16 protein-coding genes and 1 pseudogene are annotated in these 17,002 nt (G+C 70.2%); 9 read left to right on the top strand and 8 right to left on the bottom strand.

What is annotated here, in order from left to right; translation table 11 throughout:
• Positions 1-165: 165 nt before the first annotated feature.
• The 4 genes from ACH4XV_RS17900 to ACH4XV_RS17915 are packed head-to-tail and all read right to left on the bottom strand — an operon-like array spanning position 166 to position 4,205.
• Complete coding sequence (locus ACH4XV_RS17900; protein ID WP_395790799.1) at positions 166-1,401, bottom strand: ABC transporter permease; 1,236 nt, start codon at positions 1,399-1,401, stop codon at positions 166-168.
• A complete protein-coding gene (locus ACH4XV_RS17905) occupies positions 1,395-2,165 on the bottom strand; it encodes an ABC transporter ATP-binding protein (protein ID WP_395790801.1) in 771 nt (256 codons plus the stop codon). The genes ACH4XV_RS17900 and ACH4XV_RS17905 overlap by 7 nt, the downstream gene beginning before the upstream one ends.
• Positions 2,162-3,607 (bottom strand): peptidoglycan-binding protein, encoded by a 1,446-nt coding sequence (locus ACH4XV_RS17910; protein WP_395790803.1) that lies wholly within the window; start codon positions 3,605-3,607, stop codon positions 2,162-2,164. Before ACH4XV_RS17910 ends, ACH4XV_RS17905 begins: the two co-directional genes overlap by 4 nt.
• Before the next feature lie 10 nt (positions 3,608-3,617).
• Positions 3,618-4,205 carry a hypothetical protein gene (locus ACH4XV_RS17915; RefSeq protein ID WP_395790805.1) on the bottom strand — a complete coding sequence of 196 codons (588 nt, stop codon included), beginning with the start codon at positions 4,203-4,205 and terminating at the stop codon, positions 3,618-3,620.
• Positions 4,206-4,448: 243 nt separating this feature from the next.
• On the opposite strand from ACH4XV_RS17915, the gene ACH4XV_RS17920 reads away from it, so the two are divergent.
• The 3 genes and pseudogenes from ACH4XV_RS17920 to ACH4XV_RS17930 all read left to right on the top strand — a co-directional run.
• A complete protein-coding gene (locus ACH4XV_RS17920; RefSeq protein WP_395790807.1) occupies positions 4,449-5,102 on the top strand; it encodes a response regulator transcription factor in 654 nt (217 codons plus the stop codon).
• Positions 5,099-6,412 carry a sensor histidine kinase gene (locus ACH4XV_RS17925; protein ID WP_395790809.1) on the top strand — a complete coding sequence of 438 codons (1,314 nt, stop codon included), beginning with the start codon at positions 5,099-5,101 and terminating at the stop codon, positions 6,410-6,412. The genes ACH4XV_RS17920 and ACH4XV_RS17925 overlap by 4 nt, the downstream gene beginning before the upstream one ends.
• A 25-nt stretch (positions 6,413-6,437) precedes the next feature.
• Positions 6,438-6,527 (top strand): annotated as a pseudogene (locus ACH4XV_RS17930) (SDR family oxidoreductase); the annotation flags it as partial.
• 16 nt (positions 6,528-6,543) lie between these two features.
• Here ACH4XV_RS17930 and ACH4XV_RS17935 read toward each other — a convergent pair.
• Positions 6,544-7,101: a DUF4291 domain-containing protein gene (locus tag ACH4XV_RS17935; RefSeq protein WP_395790811.1), complete on the bottom strand. Its 558-nt coding sequence runs from the start codon at positions 7,099-7,101 to the stop codon at positions 6,544-6,546.
• A 283-nt stretch (positions 7,102-7,384) separates the two neighbouring features.
• Here ACH4XV_RS17935 and ACH4XV_RS17940 point away from each other — a divergent pair, with 283 nt between their 5' ends.
• On the top strand, positions 7,385-9,091 hold the full coding sequence (locus ACH4XV_RS17940; RefSeq protein ID WP_395790813.1) for an FG-GAP repeat domain-containing protein: 1,707 nt from the start codon (positions 7,385-7,387) through the stop codon (positions 9,089-9,091).
• 51 nt (positions 9,092-9,142) lie between these two features.
• Here the strand turns inward: ACH4XV_RS17940 and aceE are convergent, their stop codons facing one another.
• Positions 9,143-11,821, bottom strand: a complete 2,679-nt coding sequence (aceE, locus tag ACH4XV_RS17945; protein WP_395790815.1) for a pyruvate dehydrogenase (acetyl-transferring), homodimeric type — start codon at positions 11,819-11,821, stop codon at positions 9,143-9,145.
• Positions 11,822-11,987: 166 nt separating this feature from the next.
• On the opposite strand from aceE, the gene ACH4XV_RS17950 reads away from it, so the two are divergent.
• Positions 11,988-12,656 carry a GntR family transcriptional regulator gene (locus ACH4XV_RS17950; RefSeq protein WP_395790817.1) on the top strand — a complete coding sequence of 223 codons (669 nt, stop codon included), beginning with the start codon at positions 11,988-11,990 and terminating at the stop codon, positions 12,654-12,656.
• 91 nt (positions 12,657-12,747) lie between these two features.
• On the opposite strand, the gene ACH4XV_RS17955 is transcribed toward ACH4XV_RS17950, so the two are convergent.
• On the bottom strand, positions 12,748-13,134 hold the full coding sequence (locus ACH4XV_RS17955) for a hypothetical protein (RefSeq protein WP_395790819.1): 387 nt from the start codon (positions 13,132-13,134) through the stop codon (positions 12,748-12,750).
• A 161-nt stretch (positions 13,135-13,295) separates the two neighbouring features.
• Positions 13,296-13,502, bottom strand: a complete 207-nt coding sequence (locus ACH4XV_RS17960; protein WP_078979074.1) for a DUF2191 domain-containing protein — start codon at positions 13,500-13,502, stop codon at positions 13,296-13,298.
• A gap of 263 nt (positions 13,503-13,765) precedes the next feature.
• On the opposite strand from ACH4XV_RS17960, the gene ACH4XV_RS17965 reads away from it, so the two are divergent.
• Genes ACH4XV_RS17965 through ACH4XV_RS17980 form a run of 4 tightly spaced genes read left to right on the top strand, consistent with a single transcriptional unit; the run spans position 13,766 to position 16,954 of the window.
• Complete coding sequence (locus ACH4XV_RS17965; RefSeq protein WP_395790821.1) at positions 13,766-14,512, top strand: amino acid ABC transporter ATP-binding protein; 747 nt, start codon at positions 13,766-13,768, stop codon at positions 14,510-14,512.
• A 13-nt stretch (positions 14,513-14,525) separates the two neighbouring features.
• Entirely contained in the window at positions 14,526-15,491 is a 966-nt protein-coding gene (locus ACH4XV_RS17970) for a glutamate ABC transporter substrate-binding protein (protein ID WP_395790823.1), read from the top strand.
• A 15-nt stretch (positions 15,492-15,506) separates the two neighbouring features.
• Entirely contained in the window at positions 15,507-16,151 is a 645-nt protein-coding gene (locus tag ACH4XV_RS17975) for an amino acid ABC transporter permease (protein WP_395790825.1), read from the top strand.
• Positions 16,148-16,954 carry an amino acid ABC transporter permease gene (locus ACH4XV_RS17980; protein ID WP_395790827.1) on the top strand — a complete coding sequence of 269 codons (807 nt, stop codon included), beginning with the start codon at positions 16,148-16,150 and terminating at the stop codon, positions 16,952-16,954. Before ACH4XV_RS17975 ends, ACH4XV_RS17980 begins: the two co-directional genes overlap by 4 nt.
• The last annotated feature ends 48 nt before the right edge of the window (positions 16,955-17,002 follow it).

A 17,002-nucleotide genomic window follows, 5' to 3' on the forward strand; every position in this document is an offset into this window, starting at 1 on the left:
GCAGTCGGACGGTCTCGTCGACGGTCGGTGGCTCGAGTCTGTGGGAGCGAGGGTGAAATCTTGCCCAGCCAACACTCAGGAATTGCCCAGCCTTTGCCCATCTCCACCCGATCGGCGGCCGGCCCGGGCCGCGTCCGCGCCTCCAGGCTCCGTTCAGCGCCTGCGTCAGGCCCCGTTCAGCGCCTCGGTGGGTGGCAGTCGCGCCGCGCGTCCGGCCGGGTACAACCCCGCCAGTGCGCCGATCGCCACCGATGCCGCGACGCCGCCCAGGATGGCCGGCCACGGCAGCACCAGCGGCCACCCCTTCGCATGCGCGTACCCGCTCGTCACGATCAGCCCGAGCAGCACGCCGGCCACCCCGCCGAGGCCGGACAGGGTAACCGCCTCGGTCAGGAACTGGAGGCGGATCTGCCCGCGCCCGGCGCCCAGTGCCCGCCGCAGACCGATCTCCTGGCGGCGTTCCAGTACGGAGATGACCATCGTGTTGGCCACCCCGACCCCGCCGACGAGCAGTGCCACCGCGCCGAGTCCGACGAACAGGCCGGTGAAGGTGTTCTTGGCAGCCAACTGCGCCTCCAGCGCGTCCGACGGACGGCTCACCTTGACCGCGCCGGGATCGGCCGGGTTGGCCGTCGCCGCGAGCACGTCGCGGACGTTGTTCACCGCGTTCTCGTCGGAGCGCTCGTAGATCCGGGTCGGGTGCCCGTCGAAGCCGAGCAGGTCCTTGGCGCCCTGCCAGCCGACCAGCGCGGACCGGTCCACCTCGGGGGCCAGCGGTACCGGCTTCAGCACGCCGATCACGGTGAACCAGCGGTCGCCGATCCACACCTGCCGGTTCGGCCCGTCGACCCCGAGCAGTTCCGCCGCCCGTGCGCCGAGCACGACCGTGGGGTAGCGGGAGGTGGCCGCGTTGAACCACTGCCCCTTGCCGACCCGGCCGCCGATCGTGCCGAGCAGATCCTCGCGGGCCGCCGCGACGGTGATGCCCTTGGTCTCGCGCGGGTCGATCCGGTCGGTGCGGCGTACGCTCCGGCCCTCGAGTTGGGCGGTCGCGCTCGCCGAAGTCACCGGACCGATCCGGCGCACCATGTCCACGGCCTCCTCGGGCAGTTGCAGCCGGGTACCGAACATGTTCTCGCCCGGTCCGACCGAGAGCATGTTCGTGCCCAGGCTGCGGATCTGGTCCATCAACCGGGCCTGACTGGCCGCGCCGATGCCCAGGACGGCGACCATCGCGGCGATCCCGATGGCGATGCCCAGACCGGACAGGATCGCGCGCATCGGCCGACCGCGCACACCGAGCAGGCCGACCCGGACCACGTCGACCGGACCGAGCCGGGCGGTGTCCGGGAGCGGGACGAGTGTGGACCGGGGGCCCCGGTCCCGGCCGAGGATCACCATCCGGCCACTCCCACCGGCTGCGCGCTCGGCACGCCGCTGTCCGCGTGGATCCGGCCGTCCAGGATCTCCACCCGCCGGGGCAACGACCGGGCGATGCCCGGGTCGTGCGTGATCACCACGATCGTGGTGCCGTCCGCGTGCAGTTCGTGCAGCAACCGCATCACCGTGGCGCCGGAGCGCGAGTCCAGCGCACCGGTCGGCTCGTCCGCCAACACCAGCGCGGGACGGGCCACCAGCGCGCGGGCGATCGCCACCCGCTGCCGCTCGCCGCCGGACAACTCCCGCGGCACGTGGTCGAGTCGACTGCCGAGACCGACCCGGGTCAGCGCCTCGGCCGCGCGTTCGCGCCGCTCGCGGACCGGAATCCCGTGGTAGTAGAGGCCGTTGGCCACGTTGTCCACGGCGGTGAAGTGTTCGGTGAGGAAGAACTGTTGGAACACGAAGCCGATCCAGTTCGCGCGCACGCCGGAGAGTTGACGATCCGTCAAGCCGGCGATGTCGTGGCCGAGCAGGCGCACCACACCCTCGGTCGGCCGGTCGAGGGTGCCCATCAGTTGCAACATCGTCGACTTGCCGGACCCGGACGGCCCCACCACCGCGAGCAGTTCGCCCGCCTCGATGGTCAGGTTCGCGTCGATCAGGGCATGCACGCCACCCGGATAGGACCGGCCGACGCCGTCGAGTTCGATCACGGGCGCCGCGCCGCCGGGGCCGGGGGCCGTCGACTCGGCCCCGCCCGGCGAGCTTTTGCGGTACCTCCTCATGCCTTGGGCACCCCGACCTTCAGTCCCTCGGTCACGCCGTCGCCGGTGACCTCGACCCGTCCGTTGGCGAACATGCCGAGTTCGACCTTGAGCAGCCGGGTGCCGCCGTCGGGTTCGACCGCCTCGACGCCGTAGCCGCCCTCGGCGAGGGCGAGCAGCGCGTTGACCGGGACGGTGAGCACGCCCTTCTTCTCCTTGCCGGTGAACCCGACGGTGACCGGCGCGCCGTCCAACGTGCCGGCGTCCTTGGGCTGGTCGAGTGCGATGTCCACGGGGATGGTGGCCTTGTCGCCGCCCGAGGGTGCGCCCGGGGACTGGTCGCCCTCCTTGGCCACCGTGCCGACCTGGGTAATCGTGCCGCTCGCGGTCTTGCCGCCGGGCAGGGTGACCTGGACCTTGGCGCCCCTCGTGGCGAGCGTCTGCTTGTTCACGGGCAGGTTCACGGTGACCCGGCGGCCGGTACCACTGGCCTTGAGCAGGGACCCCTGCGAACTCGCGCCGAGCGTGGCGTTGACCTCGCCGACCCGGACCGAGTCGGGCAGCACCACCGCGTCGCCGGGATCGAACCGGCCGGTCTGCCTGTGGCCCATGTCCTTCTGCCACTTCTTCAACGCGGCGGCCGTCGCGTCGGTGAACTTCTCGTCCACGGTGAAGCCGCCGTAGCCCAGCGCCTGGAGGTTCTGCTCCAGTTCGCGGACGTCCACGCCCTTGTCGACACCGACCGACAACGCCCGCCAGAACGGCGTCTCGCCGTAGAACAGCGGCACCTTGGTGCCGTCCCGGCCGTAGACGCGGTCGCCGCGCACGAGAGTGTCGCCGACGCCGGGGAGCCAGGTGATGGTGCCGGGGCCGGGGTTGTTGCCGCCGTCGGGGGGTGGGTTGCCGGTGCCGGAGGAATTGCCGGTGCCGGGAGCGTTGCCGGTTCCGGACGAGTTTCCGCCGCCGGTCGACGAGTTGCCGCCGCCGGCTGCGGAGCCTCCACCTCCACCTGAGGTCGAGCCTGCGCCGGGGCCCTTGCCCGGGTTGGCGCCGGGGTTGTTGCCCGTGCCCGCGTTCTGGCCGGAGTTGCCCCCGTTGCCGCTCTGCGGCTTGTTCGCACCGCCGCCCGGCGTCTCCGGGTCCGCGCCGGGCGGCGCCGCGTTCACCGAGTAGGTGCCCGCGTAGCCGAGCTTGCCGTCCACGTTCTGCCGGTCGACCAGATCGGCGCGGGTCACCGGTACGGCGTCCAGTTTCGTGCGGTTGGCGGATGCGTCGGAGCCATCACCGCCGTCCGACAGCAGTACCGCCGCCGCGCCGCCCGCCGAGGCCAGGACCAGCGCCGCCGCCAGTGCGCGCCGCCGACGGCGCCGGCGCCGCTCGCGCGGGTACGCCGTACGATCCGGGGCCACCGGCTGCGACGTGCTCTCCTCCTCGAGCTGCTGCGGGGTGTCGATCGAAACCACGAGGCGGCCCCTACTTCTGCTTCTCGAACGGCGGGACCTTCTTGCTGCATGTCTCGATCGCCTTCATGACCTTGTCGTCACTCCCGTCGATCGTCATCGCGACACCACCACCACCGCCGTCGTCCATGTTCTCCACGCCGTTCTCCCGCATGCAGGCCGCCCGCTTGGCCTGCCACTCCTTGTACTTGGGGTCGTTGGGGTCGAAGTCCTGCTTGGGCTGGAACTTCTCGCACGCCTTCATCGCGTTCTCGGTCTTGCCCATGTCCCCGTTGACGGTCATCGCCGGCATCCGCATCGCGCCGCCCTCGCCCTGCTCCGGGTCGGGCATGTCGATGCCGTTCTCGCGCATGCAGCTCGCGAACTTGACCATCTGCTCGTAGCGCGCCTTGGCGTCGTCCTTGCCGGCGCCCGGCTGACCGCCCGCCTTCTGGTCCTTGCCGGCGCTGCCGCCGCCCGAGGCCACCTTGTTCTTCGCCGACCCGCCGTCGTCGCCCCCGCACGCGGCCGTGGTCACGGCGAGGCCGCCCACCAGAACCATGCAGGCCGCCCACCGCACCACCAGGGGCCGTCCCGATCCCGTGCGCCCGAACCTCGTCATCACTGCCGCTCCCGCCTGTGGTCCCGCCGCCGTCCGGCCCGATGGTCCGGACGCCCGGTCGCACGCACCGCCCACGGCGTCGTGGACGGGATGTGTGCGACAGCAGGTCTACGTGGCGGCGGGTTTCCCGGCCGTCACCCGAATTGGTTATCCGGAGCTAACACGGGGTCGCGTATAAACGGTGGGGGTCGATTCGAAGTCGCCCATTTCCCCCCATCGGCCCCGAAGCGGAGCGACGAAACCTTGCGAGTCCTGGTGACCGAGGACGAGGAACTGCTGGCCGACCTGGTGGCCCGAGGGCTGCGCCGGGCGGCGATCGCGGTCGATGTGGCGTACGACGGCGAAAGCGCGTTGGAGCGGCTGGCGGTCAACGACTACGACGTACTCGTGCTCGACCGCGACCTGCCCGGCACGCACGGTGACGAGGTCTGCCGGCGGGTGGTGGCCGGGCGGCTGCGCACCCGGATCCTGATGCTGACCGCCGCCGGGACCGTACCCGAACGGGTGGCCGGGCTGCGCCTCGGCGCCGACGACTACCTGCCCAAGCCGTTCGAGTTCGCCGAACTCCTCGCGCGTGTACAGGCGTTGGGACGCCGGGCGACGCCGGCGGTGCCGCCGGTACTGGAGAAGCACGGCATCGTGCTGGACAGCGCGCGGCGCCAGGTCACCCGCAACGGCGAATACGTTCGGCTCGCGCACAAGGAATTCGCCGTGCTGGCCACGCTGATGGCGGCCGACGGCGCGGTGGTCAGCGCCGAGGAACTGCTGGAGCGGGTCTGGGACGAGAACATCGACCCGTTCTCCAACACCGTACGGGTGACCATGTCCAAGCTGCGGGCCAAGCTCGGCGACCCCCAGGTGATCCGGACCGTGCCCGGCGCGGGATACCTGATATGAGCGGCGTGGTGACGGTGCGCGGCCTCGCGGGCGATCTGCGACTGCTCAGACGGGCGGTGTTCCGGCGGCCGTCGGCGCGGGCGCGACTGGCGCTGATGTACGGCGGCATGTCGCTGGTGGTCGGGACGGTGCTGCTGGGCATCGTGTACTGGTTCGTCGATCAGCGTGTGTCGCAGCGGCTGCCGACGGCGATGGCCAGGACGTTGTCGATCGACGCCTCGGGCAACGTGGCCCCGTACAGCCCGGGCACCCCCATCCAATACGCGCCGGCGCAGGTGGCCGAGCCGGGGGCGTACGCCCAGTACGCGCTGCCCGTGGAGCGGATTCGCCGGGCCAGCTCGGTCGGCCAGGAGGTGACGATGAGCCAACTGCTGACCGTACTCGGCGCCGCCCTGCTCCTCCTCGCGGCGGCCTCGATCCTGGTCGGGTGGTGGATGTCGGGCCGCGTACTGCGCCCGGTGCACGGCATCACCGCGACCGCGCGCCGGTTGTCCGAGCACAATCTGCACGAGCGGATCGCGATGCCCGGGCCGGACGACGAGCTCAAGGAACTCGCCGACACGTTCGACGGGATGCTGGATCGACTGGAGAAATCCTTCGACAGCCGGCGGCTGTTCGTCGCCAACGCCTCACACGAGTTGCGCACCCCACTCACGATCCAGCGCACGGCGATCGAGATCGGCCTCGCCGATCCGCACTCGCCGGCGGACATCGTCGAGACCCGCGAGCACCTGCTGGCGTTGAACCGGCGCACGGAGCGGCTGATCGACGGCCTGCTGAACCTGGCGGTGAGCGAGCGCGGGAACGTCCGGGCGTCGCCGGTCGCGCTGGACGAACTGACCGCCGACGTCCTGCGCCAAACCCGCCCGGCGGCCGAGCGGGCCGGGGTCCGGGTGGATGCCAACCTGGCCGAGAGCACGGTCGCCGGCGACCCCCTGCTCCTTCGCCAACTGGTCACCAATCTCATCGAAAACGCGGTCCGCCACAACCACGCGGGCGGCTTCATCACGATCGGCGTCTCCCCCGGCTCGTTCCGAATCCGCAACACGGGCCCGGTAATCCCCGCAGCCCGCATCCCCGACCTCTTCGAACCCTTCCACCGCTTCCGCCCCAACCGCACCGGCTCCGCCAACGGCTCCGGCCTCGGCTTGTCCATAGTCCAAGCCATAGCCCACGCCCACGCAGCCCAAATAACCACAAGAGCCAACCAACACGGCGGCCTATCAATAGCAATAGCCCTCCCCACACCCCCCGCCCGACAAGCACCCCCAGTCGACCCACTCGCCACACAACCCACCCCCACCGCGTGAGGCCACCCAACGCAACCAGACACCCGTCGCCGGCGTCATCGCGATGCTCGCCTCCGACGACGGCGCCTTCATCACCGGCACCGAAATCCGAGTGGACGGCGGCACGCACGCCTGACGGGCCGCGCGTCGGCTCAGCCGTCCACGCCCACGCGCCGCGCCACCGCCGCCGGCAGGGGGTACAGCTTCTCCGGCGGCAACAGGCGCTGCGCCTGGGCGACCCGCCCGTCCTTCACCAATCCCGCCAAACGCCTTACCAGAGGCGTCAGATCGGTGATCCCGACGACCCACTCCTCATTGAAGATCCGGATCAACCCGCGTCCGATCCCCACCTGAATGCTGTAGTGATTCAGCGCCGCACCACGCAACGACCGCTCCGGATCCCACTGCACGTGCACATCGGCGCCCGCCACCGACCCCTCGGTCGACACCGCCCGCGCCAGCGCCTCCTCGAACCCGGCCCGAGTCATCCGCACCGCCAACACCCGTTCCTGGCCCGCCTTGCGCCCCCAGTCACTGCGGTGCATCAGCCAGCGAAACGACGGCTTGACCCAGGTCATCCGCCCGAACGAGAACGGCGCCACGAACCGGCCCTCCCGCAAAGCCGGTTCGGCGATGGCCGGCGCATACGCCTGGTACACCACCAACGAACGCGCATCGAAGTCGGCCCGAATCTGACGCAACATGACCATGCCCCGACACGCTGCCAGCCCCACCCTCCACCGGCCACGCATTTTCCCGGCCCACCCCGATGTGCCATCTCTCACTACAACCTTCGGCCGGCCTCGAATGTCCAACGCACCGGCAAATCAATCGAATCGGCCGATCCCACCCCCCTTGCAGCACCCAGCGAACCCAAATGACCACCCTCCGTGGAATCGCGAATCAACGACGGCTCGATTCCCGTTGCGGGCACCCCAGTCAACTGGTTGCCTTCCTTCGCCCGGTGATCCCGGCGACACGAGGAGTGCTTCAGTGGCCATGTTCCGAAGGAAACCCACACACGACCGGCGTCGACTTCCCACCCTGGTGGGCGGTATCGCCACCGCGGTGCTGGCCGGTGGCCTGTTGACCGTTCCGGCGTCCCCCGCGTCGGCGGCCGGCGGCCCGACGAATCTGCGGATGAACCCGGTGCCGGTCAACGGCTCGACGGGAACATGCGGTTACGTCGGCGCGATCAACCTTGTCAGCACCCTGGACCTGTTCGCGACGGTCGGCGAGGCCAATGGTCCGCTGATCGGCGCCCGCTTCGAACTGCACGAGGTCGGGAACGGCGACCCGACCACCTTCGACAGCGGCTGGGTCTCGGAGTCGTCCGGCACCCACGAAGCGCGGGCATACATCCCGGCCACCCTGCTCACCAACGGCAAGACCTACGCCTGGACCGTCGAATCGGGCCCGGCCGGCGCCCCCGACCCGGACCGCGCCGCCGGCTGCACGTTCACCTACGACGCCACCGCCGCCGCCCCGCCGACCGTCACCAGCACCGACTTCCCGGCCAACGGCGGCGGCAAGTACGCCGGACAGGCGGGAGTGTTCGTCTTCGGCACCGGATCCGACACGGACGTGACCGCCGTCGAATACGCCCTCAACGGCACCATCCCCGTCGGCGGAGCCGCACGAGCCATCTACGACGCGGCCTCCGGCACCTGGCGCACGCCGCCGGTCACGGTGGCGCAAGGGGGAACCAACCGCCTCTACGCCCAAACGGTGGACCGCGCCGGCAACCGCTCGCAACAAACGACCTACACCTTCTATGCCCCGAGCAACCCCAACCCTCCCGGACCCAAACCGGGCGACATCACCCGAGACGGCAAGGTCGACGTGCTCGTCACCGACGGAGATGGCGCGCTGCGTTTGTACAGCGCGGGTGACGACCCTGCGGCCGGCGGTCGAATCGCGGGAACAGCCGAAGAAGGGCCCATGGACGACTACTCGTGGACGGGCGCCGGCGTCTCACACCGCGGCGGGGACTACGGCGACGATCTGTACGCGTTCGCGTCCGGACGGATGTACCTCTACCGGAACTCGCCGGGCCAGTCACCCGCCGACGGCTGGTTCAGCACGGCCCGCATGGCCGTGGTGGCCCGCCCGAGCACCTGCGTCGATCCGACCGCGAACGCCTGTGCGTCGTATGCACACGACTGGAACCACGTGAAGCAGATCGTTGCTGCCGGCGACGTGGACGGTGTCCTGACCGGCCAGGGCGGCAAGTTCACGAACGACCTGTTCACCGTCGAGGACGACGCTGCCGGGAACGCACGCCTTTGGCTGTTCAGCGGTGCGGCGAACCCCGGTTCGCTCACCCGCGCCATCCCCCTCGGCCCCGCCACCCGGCAGAACCAGGACATCATGGTCCCCGGCGACGTCACCGGCGACGGCCTGCCCGAACTGTGGGTCCGTGACCGCACCAACGGCAACGTGTACCAATACGCCTCCGTCAAAAAGACCGACGGCACCGCCGACCTCGACGCCTACACCGCCGCGCCCACCCTCATCGGTACCGGCTTCGACACCACCGCCCACCCCCAGGTCTCCACCGATGGCGACTTCGACGGCGACGGCAAAGCCGACCTGTGGGCCCGCACCCCCAACGGCAACACCTACACCTTCCCCGGCGGCAACTCCCCCGACGCCACCGGCAACACCTTCGGCCCGGCACAACTGATCGCCGGCAACTGACCCACCACCGGGGCCGCCCCAACCAAGGAGGCGGCCCCGGTCGTATCGGCGTCAGATGCGGCCGTAGCGCCGCATCGCCTCCTCGGGCGCCTCGGGCTTGACCCTGCCCCGGCGGGCCAGCATCCGCAGGGTGCGGATCACGATCGACGGCGCGTCCACCGCGAAGTGGGCGCGGGTCGCGGCCCGGGTGTCGGACAGGCCGAACCCGTCCGTGCCGAGCGAGGTCCATTCCTGCCGGACCCATGGCGCGATCTGGTCGGGGACGGCGCGCATCCAGTCGCTCACCGCCACCACCGGCCCGGTCGCGTCCGCCAAAGCCCGTGTGATGTGCGGGACTTGGTCCTCCCCGGCGGCCAGCGCCTCGCGGCGCAGTTCGGTCCACGAGGTCACCGACCACACCTGGGCCCGCACGTCCCAGTCCTCGGCGAGCAGCCGCCGCGCCTCCAGTGCCCACCGCACCGCCGTGCCACTGGCGAGCAGTTCGGCGTCGGCCTCCGCGTCGGCGACGGGCGCGCAGCAGTGCATGCCCCGCAGGATTCCCTCGACCGCCCCGCCCCCGGGCATCGCCGGCTGCGGCAGCGGCTCGTTGTACACCGTCAGGTAGTAGAAGACGTCCTCGCCCGTGGGGTGTTCGGGCGTGGCCGTGAGCATCCTCCGCAACCCCTCCCGCACGATGACCGCGATCTCGTACGCGAATGCCGGGTCGTACGACACGCACGCCGGGTTCGTAGACGCGATCAACTGCGAGTGTCCATCAGCGTGTTGCAGCCCCTCGCCGGTCATCGTGGTCCGGCCGGCGGTCGCGCCGATCAGGAAGCCGCGCCCCATCTGGTCGGCCAGCGCCCACAGTTGGTCGGCCACCCGCTGCCACCCGAACATCGAGTAGAAGACGTAGAACGGGATCATCGGCTCGCCGTGCGTGGCATACGCCGTGGCCGCCGCCGTGAACGAGGCGAGCGCGCCGGCCTCGGTGATGCCCTCGTTGAGGATCTGGCCGTCCACCGCCTCCCGGTAGGAGAGCAGCAGTTCGCGGTCCACCGCGTCGTAGGTCTGCCCGTGCGGCGAGTAGATCCCGGCCGTCGGGAACATCGACTCCATGCCGAACGTGCGCGCCTCGTCCGGCACGATCGGCACCCATCGCCGACCCACGACGGGGTCGCGCATCAGGTCCTTGGCCAGCCGGACGAACGCCATCGTGGTGGCGATCTCCTGCTTCCCCGACCCCTTGAGCAGCGCCGCGAACGGCGCCGACGTCAGCGCCGGCGGCTCCGGAAGCGGGGTGAACGCGGTACGCCGCGCCGGGACCGGGCCGCCGAGCGCGCGCCGCCGGTCGGCCAGGTAGCGGGCCTCGGGCGAGCCCGGTCCCGGGTGCAGGTACGGCGGCAACTCGCCGTCCAGGTCGGCGTCGGACACCGGCAGGTCGAGCCGGTCGCGCATCACCCGGAATTCGTCTTGGCGCAGCTTCTTCATCTGGTGGTTGGCGTTGCGCGCCTCGAAGCCGGGTCCGAGCGTCCAGCCCTTGACCGTCTGCACCAGCACCACGCTCGGGCCGCCGCGATGCTCGACCGCCGCCCGATAGGCCGCGTGTACCTTGCGGGGTTCGTGTCCCGCCCGCGAGAACCCGACCACCTCGGCGAGCCGCGGATCGGCCAAGTGCGCGGCCACGTGGTGCAGATCGGGGGTGCCGCCGAGCAGGTTGTCCCGGATGTAGGCGCCATCCGCGGCCGAGTAGGTCTGGAACTGGCCGTCGGGCGTGTGTTCCAGACGGCGGATCAGCTCGCCGTCGTGGTCGCGGGCGAACAGGTCGTCCCAGGCCCGACCCCACAGCGCCTTGACGACATGCCAGCCGGCGCCGGCGAACACGCTCTCCAACTCCTGGACCACCCGCCCGTTTCCGCGCACCGGGCCGTCCAGGCGTTGCAGGTTGCAGTTGATCACGAAGACCAGGTTGTCCAACCCCTCGCGGGCGGCGAGCGTCAGCGCCGCGGTGGCCTCGGGCTCGTCCATCTCGCCGTCGCCGAGGAAGGCCCAGACCCGGCTGTGCGACGTGTCCTTGATGCCGCGGTGGTGCAGATAGCGGTTGAACCTGGCCTGGTAGACCGCGGCCAGCGGGCCCAGGCCCATCGACACGGTCGGGAACTCCCAGAATCCGCCGAGCGATCGCGGATGCGGATAGGACGGCAACCCGCCGCCGCCCACCTCGCGCCGGAACCGGTCGAGCTGATCGACCGTCAGGCGCCCTTCCAGGAAGGCCCGGGCGTACACACCGGGCGATGCGTGTCCCTGGAAGTAGATCTGGTCACCGGGGCCGCCGTCGGCCCGCCCCCGGAAGAAGTGCTCGAATCCGACCTCGTACAACCAGGCCGCCGACGCGTAGGTGGCCATGTGCCCGCCGAGGCCGAAGCGGCTCGCCCGGGTGACCATCGCGGCGGCGTTCCACCGGTTGTACGCGGTGATCCGCTCCTCCAGGGCGAGGTCGCCGGGGTAGGCCGGCTCGGCCGCGGTCGGCACGGTGTTGACGTACGGGGTGCGTGTCACGGGCGGCAGGTCGAGGCCGTGGTGCGCGCCGTGTTCGAGCAGGCGGGCGAGCAGCAGGCGGGCTCGGCCGGGGCCGGCGGCGCGTACGACGGCGTCGAGCGATTCGGCCCATTCCGCGGTTTCCTCGGGGTCCCGGTCGGGGAGCTGGTCGAGCTGCCCGGGCGGGATTCGGCTCGACGTGTGGGGTGACATCCGGGCCGCCTCCTTCGTATCGGTGAAGTCGGTGAAGGCTTCCGCGCGGGCCTCCGGGAGGCCGCTGCGTGCCGGCTTCCGACTGAAGCCCGGCGGCGAAGCATATTCATTCTGCGCAATGATCGATCATTGCGCAAAAGCCGCCCCCTCCGCCTACACTGGCGCGATGACCGAGCCGCGCCCGACCGCCGAGCCGCCCCGCCCGACCCTGGAACGCCGTCCGCTGCGCGAACAGATCCGCCAGTACGTCACAGAGGCCGTGGTCGCGGGCCGCTGGGCACCCGGCGAGCGCATCGTCGAACGCCGCGTCGCGGTCGAGCTGGGCGTCAGCCAGGCACCCGTACGCGAGGCGCTGCGCGAACTGGAACAGCTGGGCCTGGTCGAATCGGAGCCGAACAAGGGCGTACGCGTGCGCTCCTTCAGCGAGGCCGATCTGCGCGAGATCTACCCGGTCCGGGCCGGCCTCGAGGAGACCGCGGCCCGGCTGGCGCTGCCGCGGATCGACGACGAACGGCTTGCCGCGCTCGATCGCCACGTCGCCGCGCTGCACGCGGCCTCGACAGCCGGTGACGCCGCCGCGCAGGTCCGGCACGGGGTGGCCTTCCACCGCGAGATCGTCGCCGCGTCGGGGAACGCGCTGCTCGGCTCGGTGTGGGAGGCGCTGGGCATCGAGGTCTGGACGACGCTGTCGATCCGCGTGTACCGCATGGACCTGCACGAGAACGCGGCCGACCACGAGCCGATCGTCGCCGCCTTCCGCCGCCGGGACCCGGCCACGGGCGAACTACTGCGCGAACACGTACTGGGCTACGGCGGCTGCGCGTTGTTGCCGTAGGCGCGACCGGGTACAGGGCACGCCGGGGCGCGTCGGGTGCGCGCGGGCCCGTCCGCCCCCAGGCTCCCGCCCCCGAACGCGCCCCGCGCCCTCACCCCAGGACGCCGCGTTCCGCGCGCATGTGCGGCGCGACCACATTGCGCGGCCGGTTGAAGAGGATCACCGTCAGCTCGACCACCGCGACCGCGAGCGCCACCACGAACGCGACCAGCGAGAGGTAGCCCCCGAACGCCGCCGGGCTCTCCCCATCCGCCGAGAACCACGGCGACACCGCGATCACTATGGACATGCACCACATCTGGATCGCTACCAGCGCCATCGCCCGCACCAGCCCGCGCCGCGCCGGGTCGCCCAGCGGCAGCGCCCGGAACGCGAGCATGACGTCGTCGGCCACACGCGCGCTGCGCCACAGGTGGCTCGTACGGTTCGTCAGACCCACCGAGGACATGAACGCGAGATAGGTCAGCCACAGCCGCATGCGCACAACCTCTTCCCCCGCGACCCGACGTGTGGCTTCGTGTCACACGTGTCACCACCATTCTTGCCCAGCCCCTTCGGCCCGTGCACGGGGCCTCCGGTCAAAAGGGACAACGATGCGGTGTGTGAGGGTGTTGGGGCCACCGCTGGGAGCGGTGCGCGCTACTCGGTGACCGGGTTGCGCCGCTCGCGCTCCTCGACCGTACGCCGGTGCTCCTCGACGTTGCCGGTCAGCGCCTCGGTGCGATGTCCGCGGGCGATGTAGTCGAGGACGACCGCCTCGATCGCGTCCTGTGCGTTGCGGACGCCGGACAGGACCATGACCTCGATCACGGCGTTCGCGTCCAGGCTGATGTTGACCTTGGCCATCGACGGCTCCCTCGACTCGATCCGCTCCACACGATCGCACGCCTGCCCGCCCGTCGGCGCGACCGCTCCACCGCCGAACCGCCGCGGATCCCCGGGGTATCGCACCGCACGACCGTCGGATCACCCGCGAGAGGGGACTCTATCGGCCGTTAGGGGGGTTGGCGTCGTCGGCGCGACTGAATTCGTCCCGAACAGGTGGATCCTCCGGGCATGTGCGCTTGTGTACGGTCCCTGCCCCCGTGTCGAAGGCGAGTCGGATACCTGTGACCTCGGAAGACCCCCTCGTCGTTCTCTCCGGCGTGAACAAACACTTCGGGTCGCTGCACGTGCTCCGCGACATCGACCTGACGGTGGCCCGCAACGAGGTGGTCGTCCTGATCGGCCCCTCCGGCTCCGGCAAGTCCACGCTGTGCCGCACGATCAACCGGCTGGAGCCGATCGACTCCGGCACGATCACCATCGACGGCCGACCACTGCCCGCCGAGGGACGCGGACTTGCCCGGCTGCGGTCCGAGGTCGGCATGGTGTTCCAGTCCTTCAACCTGTTCGCGCACAAGACGGTGTTGGAGAATCTGACCCTCGCTCAGCTCAAGGTGCGCAAGCGCAGCAAGGCCGAGGCGGAGAAGAAGGCCCGCGAACTTCTGGCCCGGGTCGGACTCGCCGACCAGGCGCCCAAGTATCCGGCGCAACTCTCCGGTGGCCAGCAGCAACGGGTCGCGATCGCACGGTCGTTGGCGATGGATCCCAAGATCATGCTGTTCGATGAGCCGACCTCCGCACTGGACCCGGAGATGATCAACGAGGTCCTGGAGGTCATGCGCACGCTCGCCGTCGAGGGCATGACGATGGTCGTGGTCACCCACGAGATGGGCTTCGCCCGCTCGGCGGCCAATCGGGTCGTGTTCATGGCCGACGGACAGATCATGGAATCGCGCACGCCCGAGGAGTTCTTCGACCACCCGGAGACCGACCGGGCCAAGGACTTCCTGTCCAAGATCCTCAAGCACTGACGGGGGATCGGACATGCGCACCCACACCGCCATCGCGACCGGCCCCGGCACCGCGGCGGGCACCGGCGCGCCGCCGCGCCGCCCGTCCCGCTCCGCCGTGGTGCTGCTCGCGGCCCTGCTCGCCGTCGTGCTGCTCGCCGCGTGCGGCAAATCCGGTACGCCCCCGCCCAAGGGCCCCAAACCCAAGGACCTGCCGTCGTATCAGGTCGCCACCGACGTGAACATCGACTCGCCCACGTTCCGATCGGCCAAGTCGCGCGGCAGGTTGGTCGTCGGCACCAAGGCGGACCAGCCCTATGTCGCGGCGCAGGACCCGGCGACCGGCTATTACTCGGGCTTCGACGTCGAGATCGCCAAGATGATGGCCGCGTCGCTGGGCTTCGGGGTGGACCGGATCGAGTTCAAGACGATCACCTCCGCCAACCGCGAGACCTCGTTGCAGAACGGCGAAGTCGACTACTACGTCGGGACGTACACGATCAACGACAACCGCAAGAAGCTGGTCGGCTTCGCCGGGCCGTACTACATCGCCGGTCAGGCGCTGCTGGTCCGCAAGGACGACAAGTCCATCAACGGTCCCCAGGACCTGGCCGGCAAGAAGGTCTGCTCGGTCGCCGGTTCCACGCCGTACCAGCGGATCGTGGCCAACTACCCCAAGGCGACCGCCGTCGCCTACGACAGTTACTCGGTCTGCGTGGACAACCTGATCAGCCTTCAGGTCGACGCGGTGACCACCGACGACACCATCCTCAAGGGGTACGCCGCGAAGGTGCCGGACCAACTCCGGCTCGCGGGCGAGCCGTTCTCCAAGGAGCCGTACGGGATCGGCGTGCCACGCGGGGACCGCACCTTCCGGCTCGCGCTGGACGACGCGATCGTCGAGCACGAACAGAACGGCGACTGGAAGCGCGCCTACGACTCGACCCTCGGCCTCTCCGGCGTACCGGCACCCCCGCCGCCGCCCGTGGACCGGTACTAGCGGAAGGCGTCGACCATGAATGTCCTGCTCGACAACTTCACCCTGTTCCGCAAGGGCTTCGTCGGTACCGTCGAACTGACCCTGGCCGCCGGGCTGATCGCACTGGTGGTGGGTGTGCTGATGGCCGGATGCCGGGTCTCGCCGGTGCGACCGCTGCGGTTGCTCGGCGGCGCGTGGGTGACCGTACTGCGCAACACCCCGCTCACGCTGCTGTTCTTCGCGGTGGTCCTGGGGCTGCCCCGATTCGGCGTGGTACTCCCGTTCTTCACCCTCGCCGTGCTCGCCCTGGGCTGCTACACCTCGGCGTTCATCTGCGAGGCGGTGCGGGCCGGCATCAACACCGTGCCGGTCGGTCAGGGCGAGGCGGCCCGGAGTCTGGGCATGAACTTCGGCCAGACGCTCAACCTGATCGTGCTCCCGCAGGCGGTGCGCGCGGTGATCCCACCGGTGGGCAGCACGATGATCGCACTCGCCAAGAACACCGCCATCGCCGGTTCGTTCAGCGTGGTCGAACTGCTCGGCACGTACCGCCCGCTCAATGAACTCGGCTACGACATCGTCGCCACGTTCCTGTGGATCGCGGTCGGCTACCTGATCATCACGCTGACGATCAGCGCGGTGTTCCGGTTCCTGGAGAAGCGTCTGGAGGTGGCCCGATGAGTGTCGAGACGTCGGCGCTGTACGACATCCCCGGCCCGAAGGCCCTGACCCGGCACCGGACTTACGGCTGGATCGCGACCGCCGTGCTGCTCGGCGTGCTGGCCTGGGTGATCTACAAGCTGATCGACACGGGCCAGTTCGCGAGCGACAAGTGGGCGCCCTTCCAATACGTGGGCGTGCAGAAGCTGTTGCTGCGTGGTCTGTGGCACACGATCCAGGTCTTCGCGTGGGCGGCGGTGTTGTCCCTGGCGTTCGGCGCGCTCTTCGCCGCCGGGCGGCTGTCCGACCATCGGGTGATCCGCTGGATCGCGGGCCTGGTGGTGGAGTTCTTCCGGGCCATGCCGGTGCTGGTGATGATCTTCTTCATCTTCATCGCGATGAAGGTCGAACCCCGCCTGGCCCTGATCGCCGGCCTGACCCTGTACAACGGCTCGGTACTGGCCGAGGTCTTCCGGGGCGGAGTCAACGCGGTCCCCAAGGGCCAGAGCGAGGCGGCCTACGCGCTGGGCATGCGCAAGACCTCGGTGATGATCCACGTGCTGATCCCCCAGGCCGTGCGCACCATGCTGCCCACGATCATCAGCCAGTTGGTGGTCACGCTCAAGGACACCTCGCTCGGATACCTGATCTCCTACGAGGAATTCCTCTACGCCGGCAAGCAGATCGCCACCAACCTCGACTACAGCCTCCCCTTCATCCCGGTGGTCATGGTGATCGCCCCCATCTACATCGGCATGTGCATGCTCCTGTCCGGCCTGGCCCGCTACCTCGAAAGCCGCCGCCGACAACCCAGGGGCACGTAACCCCTGGGCCGGCCACGCCGATGACAGGCTCACCCGTGCGAGCGAGCC

It is taken from the genome of Embleya sp. NPDC020630 (assembly GCF_044334985.1).
Classification (GTDB): Bacteria; Actinomycetota; Actinomycetes; order Streptomycetales; family Streptomycetaceae; genus Embleya.

Bases quoted from the DNA above. Each gene is read 5' to 3' on its own strand.
- aceE (WP_395790815.1), bottom strand. From the start codon at position 11,821: ATGTCACCCCACACGTCGAGCCGAATCCCGCCCGGGCAGCTCGACCAG.
- ACH4XV_RS17925 (WP_395790809.1), top strand. From the start codon at position 5,099: ATGAGCGGCGTGGTGACGGTGCGCGGCCTCGCGGGCGATCTGCGACTG.
- ACH4XV_RS17970 (WP_395790823.1), top strand. From the start codon at position 14,526: ATGCGCACCCACACCGCCATCGCGACCGGCCCCGGCACCGCGGCGGGC.
- ACH4XV_RS17915 (WP_395790805.1), bottom strand. From the start codon at position 4,205: ATGACGAGGTTCGGGCGCACGGGATCGGGACGGCCCCTGGTGGTGCGG.
- ACH4XV_RS17900 (WP_395790799.1), bottom strand. From the start codon at position 1,401: ATGGTGATCCTCGGCCGGGACCGGGGCCCCCGGTCCACACTCGTCCCG.
- ACH4XV_RS17975 (WP_395790825.1), top strand. From the start codon at position 15,507: ATGAATGTCCTGCTCGACAACTTCACCCTGTTCCGCAAGGGCTTCGTC.
- ACH4XV_RS17955 (WP_395790819.1), bottom strand. From the start codon at position 13,134: ATGCGGCTGTGGCTGACCTATCTCGCGTTCATGTCCTCGGTGGGTCTG.
- ACH4XV_RS17980 (WP_395790827.1), top strand. From the start codon at position 16,148: ATGAGTGTCGAGACGTCGGCGCTGTACGACATCCCCGGCCCGAAGGCC.
- ACH4XV_RS17935 (WP_395790811.1), bottom strand. From the start codon at position 7,101: ATGGTCATGTTGCGTCAGATTCGGGCCGACTTCGATGCGCGTTCGTTG.
- ACH4XV_RS17905 (WP_395790801.1), bottom strand. From the start codon at position 2,165: ATGAGGAGGTACCGCAAAAGCTCGCCGGGCGGGGCCGAGTCGACGGCC.
- ACH4XV_RS17950 (WP_395790817.1), top strand. From the start codon at position 11,988: ATGACCGAGCCGCGCCCGACCGCCGAGCCGCCCCGCCCGACCCTGGAA.
- ACH4XV_RS17960 (WP_078979074.1), bottom strand. From the start codon at position 13,502: ATGGCCAAGGTCAACATCAGCCTGGACGCGAACGCCGTGATCGAGGTC.